The sequence below is a fragment of the Actinomyces polynesiensis genome, assembly GCF_000820725.1.
GTDB lineage: Bacteria > Actinomycetota > Actinomycetes > Actinomycetales > Actinomycetaceae > Pauljensenia > Pauljensenia polynesiensis.
Window position 1 is genome coordinate 1 of sequence record NZ_CCXH01000266.1, and the last position, 3,259, is coordinate 3,259.

Annotated in this window: 2 protein-coding genes; both read left to right on the forward strand. The window is 70.3% G+C overall.

Going from position 1 to position 3,259, the window contains the following annotated elements:
* Positions 1-1,529 (forward strand): argininosuccinate lyase (gene argH, locus TA90_RS11345; RefSeq protein ID WP_147513484.1); only part of this gene is annotated, 1,529 nt, incomplete at its 5' end.
* The gene (tyrS, locus tag TA90_RS11350) at positions 1,510-2,772 is read left to right on the forward strand and encodes a tyrosine--tRNA ligase (RefSeq protein ID WP_043536564.1); all 1,263 of its coding nucleotides are present in this window, start codon (positions 1,510-1,512) and stop codon (positions 2,770-2,772) included. The genes argH and tyrS, both read left to right, overlap by 20 nt.
* Positions 2,773-3,259: the final 487 nt, after the last annotated feature.

Genomic DNA, 3,259 nt, shown 5'->3' on the forward strand with positions numbered 1-3,259 from the left:
GTGGTGGTCCCTCGCAGGCGCTGGCCGCACTGTCGGTCTCCACCCAGTTCGACTGGCGTCTCGCCCACGTCGACATCCGCGGCTCACACGCCCATGCCAACGCCCTCCATGCCGCGGGTCTCCTCGACGACGACGAGCTGCGGGACATGCACGCCGCCCTGGACCGCCTCGACGCCGACGTCACCTCCGGCGCGTTCAGGCCGTCCCCCGACGACGAGGACGTCCACACCGCACTGGAGCGCGGGCTCCTCGAGCGGGCGGGGGCGCACCTGGGCGGGAAGCTCCGTGCGGGCCGCTCCCGCAACGACCAGATCGCGACTCTGATCCGCGTGTACCTGCGTGAGGAGGCACGCCACCTCGGTGGGCTCCTGCTCGACGTGGCCGACTCGGTCCTGGCCCAGGCGTCTGCCGCCGGGGACGCGGTCATGCCGGGGCGCACGCACATGCAGCACGCCCAACCTGTCCTCGTCGCCCACCACCTCGCGGCCCACGCCTGGCCCCTCCTGCGCGACGTGGAGCGTCTGAGGGACTGGGACCGGCGCGCCGCGGTCTCCCCCTACGGTTCGGGAGCGTTGGCCGGCAACACGCTCGGCATGGACCCCCGCGCGGTGGCCCGCGAGCTCGGCTTCGAGGACTCGGTGGCCAACTCCATCGACGGGACGGCCTCACGCGACGTCGTCGCGGAGTTCAGCTTCGTGTGTGCCATGGCGGGTGTGGACGTCTCCCGCCTGTGTGAGGAGATCGTCATCTGGAACACGAAGGAGTTCGGCTACGTCACCCTGGACGACTCCTACTCCACGGGCTCCTCGATCATGCCCCAGAAGAAGAACCCTGACGTGGCGGAGCTGGGGCGCAGCAAGGCCGGCCGCCTCATCGGCGACCTCACCGCACTGCTGACGGTGCTCAAGGGCATCCCACTCGCCTACGACCGTGACCTCCAGGAGGACAAGGAGCCCGTCTTCGACCAGGTCGACACCCTGGACGTGCTCCTTCCCGCCGTCGCCGGCATGGTGGCCACCATGAGGCTGCACCTGGACCGCATGGCGGAGCTCGCACCCCAGGGGTTCTCCCTGGCGACCGACATCGCGGAGTGGCTGGTGCGCCGGGGCGTCCCCTTCCGGGAGGCCCACGAGATCTCGGGTGCCTGCGTGCGCACGGCGGAGGAACGCGGTGTGGAGCTGTGGGACCTCAGCGACGACGAGCTGCGTGCTGCTTCCCCCGTGCTGTCACCCGAGGTGCGTGAGGTGCTCAGTGCGGCCGGGTCCGTGGCCGCACGCTCGGGGCGCGGGGGCACAGCTCCCGTGCGGGTCGCCGAGCAGCTGGCGGAGGCAGGGACGGTCTCGGCCGGATTGAGGGAGTGGACGCGGGCCTGGGTGCCGGGGTCGGCGGGACCCGCCCCGGGTTCGGGCCCGCGCGTTCCGCGGGACGTCGCGGCGCCGTGCGAGTGGGCGCCGCTAGGCTGGACGGTGGTCCCGACCGGGACCACCAGTGACGAGACGAAGGAACACCGTGACGGACATCCTCGATGAGCTCCAGTGGCGTGGCCTCCTGGCCCAGCACACCGACATCGACGCGCTTCGCAGGCATCTGGCGCAGGGTCCGATCACCTTCTATTGCGGGTTCGACCCGACCGGTCCCTCGCTGCACCACGGCCACCTCGTCCAGGTCCTGCTGATGCGTCACCTGCAGTTGGCCGGTCACCGTCCGCTGGCACTGGTGGGCGGGGCGACGGGCCTGATCGGGGATCCCCGGCAGTCGGGTGAGAGGCAGCTCCAGTCCGAGGAGGTCGTGGCCGGGTGGGCGGAGAACCTGCGCCGGCAGATCGCCCACTTCCTCGACTTCGAGGGACCGGCTGCGGCGCGGATGGTGAACAACCTCGACTGGACGGCGCAGATGTCCGCGGTCGACCTGCTGCGTGGCGTGGGCAAGTACTTCCGCGTGGGGACCATGCTGTCCAAGGACATCGTCGCCAGGCGGCTCGCCTCTGACGAGGGGATCTCCTATACGGAGTTCAGCTACCAGGTCCTCCAGGCCAACGACTTCCTGGAGTTGCACCGCCGGTACGGGTGCACGCTGGAGACCGGGGGCAACGACCAGTGGGGCAACCTGGTCGGGGGGATGGACCTCATCCGCAAGGTGGAGGGCCACGAAACCCATGTGATGACCACACCGATCATCACGAAGGCGGACGGGACCAAGTTCGGCAAGAGCGAGGGCGGGGCCATCTGGCTGGATCCCGAACTGCTCAGCCCCTACGCCTTCTACCAGTTCTGGCTGCAGGTGGCGGACGAGGACGTCGTGCGCTTCCTCAAGATCTTCACCTTCCTCCCTCGCAGGCGCATCGAGGAACTGGCACTGGAGGTGTCCGAGAGGCCGCAGGCGCGGGTGGCGCAGAAGGAGTTGGCCGCCCGTGTGACGGAGCTGGTGCACGGCAGGGACGAGCTCGACCGCGTGCTGGCGGCGACGGAGGCCCTGTGGGGGAGGGGCGAACTGGGCGCCCTGGACGCCAGGACCCTGGAGTCGGCGACGGCCGAACTGCCTTCGGGTGACATCGTCGCGGGGGAGTCCACCATCGTGGATGCCCTGGTGGCCACGGGTCTGGAGAAGGGGCGCTCGGCCGCGCGCAGGACGGTTGCCTCAGGTGGCGCCTACCTCAACAACGTCAAGGTCACTGACGAGGACGCCCCCATCTCCACAGGGGACCTCCTGGCAGGAGGACTGGCACTGGTGCGGAAGGGGCGTCGAAACCTCGCGGTGGTGCGCGCACAGTGACGGCAACGGCAACGGCAACGGGAACGGCCCAAGGTCCGGGGCCCGGGGCGCCGCTGTCGACCCGGGTGTGACGGCCCGGGGATCCGCGCAGTGAGGACATTGTTGTGGGGAGGACCGGTGGACGGTCCTCCCCACAACGCCGTCAGGGGCTCGGTGGACCGTTGGGGCCTCAGGGGTGCCGTGGCTGGCTCCGCTGTGAGCTCGCGGACATCCGCGAGGTGACGACATGCCCGGGTGCGGGTGCCGGGAGGAGCACTTGCGGAAGGGTGGATGGAGCCCCCGGGTGGGGCCACGGTGCCCCAGAGTGGACACATCCACGCAGGTCAGAGCAGGTTCGCTGTCACCGGGACCGTGAGGGCGCCGCAGCGGGCGTGGGCCGGGGAGGTGGGAATGACGGAGGGCCCGTTTGACACCGGTGGGCGATCCACCTAATGTTGTCTCTCGCCGCCGGAACGGGACGCAAGCCCCGGGAAGCGGTCGGATCACC